Genomic DNA, 1,834 nt, shown 5'->3' on the forward strand with positions numbered 1-1,834 from the left:
GTCATCCAACAGGTGAACCAAAACGCAGCCAATGGCATTGCAACGCTGGCTACTGCCTACAACAACGAAGTGGCAAGCCGTGAAGCAGCTGACAACGAACTGAATGAACGGATTACCAACGAAGCCAATGCAATCCACGAAACCACGAATAAATTGCAGGATGACCTGAATACGGAAACGACTGCTCGTGAGGCGGCCGATACGGCGCTGGATACCCGGATTACCAATGTGAAGGAATATCTGGAAAACCAGACTTCCGAGAATTATGTGAGCAAGACTGATGCAACGGTACAGGACGGAGCCATCGTCAAAGCAGCTAAGACCATCGGTGAAAACGTCACCAACCTGGATGCTGCTCTGGCCAAAGAAACCGCCGCCCGGATTGGTGCCGATAAATCCCAGGACGAAGTTATCAAGCAGGTCAACCAGAATGTGGCGGATGGATTCAATACCATCAACACCAATATGGCCAATGGGTTTGCGGCTCTGAACGCAGCCGACGCCGCCGAAAAAGAAGCCCGCATCGGGGCTGATAAAAAACTGGCGGAAGCCGTGAACAGCGGCCTGAGCCTGAGAGACGACAATGTGTTGCAAAAGAATACCACCACCGTAGCCGATGACGGTACGGTGACCACTTCCAAGAGCGACGCCAACGAAATGATCCTGAACAAGGGGAACAAGAATCAGATTACCTTGAATGAAAAAGGAGTCAAGGTTGGCACCAACAGCAGCGTGTTGGATGCCGACGGCATCTACACCGGCGGCGACACTTTTGACGCAGCCAAGGCAGCCATGAGCTCCGACGGCCAGATTAAAGGGGCCAACGGCAAATTCACGGTAGACGCCAGTGGCAATACCACCGTGACCAGCCTGGATGCCAGGACCGGAACGATCCAGACCAAGGGCGATCTTTACGCCAAAGACGCAACCTTCAGCGGCGATATCACTGCGAAAGATGCAACGCTCTCCGGTGATCTCAGTGCCAAGGACGGCACTTTCTCCGGCGACCTCAGTGCCAAAGATGGTACTTTCTCCGGCGATGTGTCGGCGAAAGACGTAACGGCTACGGGAACCTTGCAAGGGGCCGAAGTCACCGACGGCACGGCAACCCTGAAACAGGGCAAGCTGACCGGTGTGAAAGACATCGAAACGGAAGCACTCCATGTGAATGGGGACGCCAATGTAACGGGCAAACTGACCACCAAAGATCTGGAAGTTACGGGCGAATTCAATGCCAATACGCTGAAGAGCAGACTGGATGAAAACAACTACACCGAAATCCACGGCGGCAATGTGACTTCCAAGAACCTGAAAGTGGACAAGGGCGTTACCAGGACTTCTGAATCCTCCTTTGATGAAAACGGCCGGGAAGAATATGTAACCGATAATGATTCCCGTGCCACTGTCAAAGTGGGGGCCAACGAAATCAGCCAGACACTGGATGACAAAGGCAACAACCCGAAAAATGCAGCATCCCGTGTACTGTCCCAGAATACGGATAACAAGTATGAAATTACCGATTCTGTTGTAGAAGGAAATCAGTCCAATGTGGAAAACCGCACTGCGGATACTACAGACTCCCAGATTTCTTTTAAGGATGACAGCGGCAAAGTCCTGAATAAGTCCTACATCACTCAGAACCTCAAGAAAGTCCTGATGGGTGTAGAAGAGGGGGATAATAAGACCACCATCGAACAGAATGCAAATAATATCACCAATACCGCAAAGAACGGCACTATCACCAATGATGCAGGTAAACTTGTCAATACAGCCAGTGAATCTGTAACCACCCAGATTGGAGACGGTTCGGAAGTGCAGAGCGTGATGAATGGAG

The 1,834-nt window shown here is 51.4% G+C and carries 1 protein-coding gene; it reads left to right on the forward strand.

The window, feature by feature from the left end:
• On the forward strand, positions 1–1,834 hold a 1,834-nt coding region (locus HMPREF9453_RS12195; RefSeq protein WP_008860345.1), incomplete at both ends, for a bactofilin family protein.

The sequence above is a fragment of the Dialister succinatiphilus YIT 11850 genome, assembly GCF_000242435.1.
Lineage (GTDB): Bacteria > Bacillota > Negativicutes > Veillonellales > Dialisteraceae > Dialister > Dialister succinatiphilus.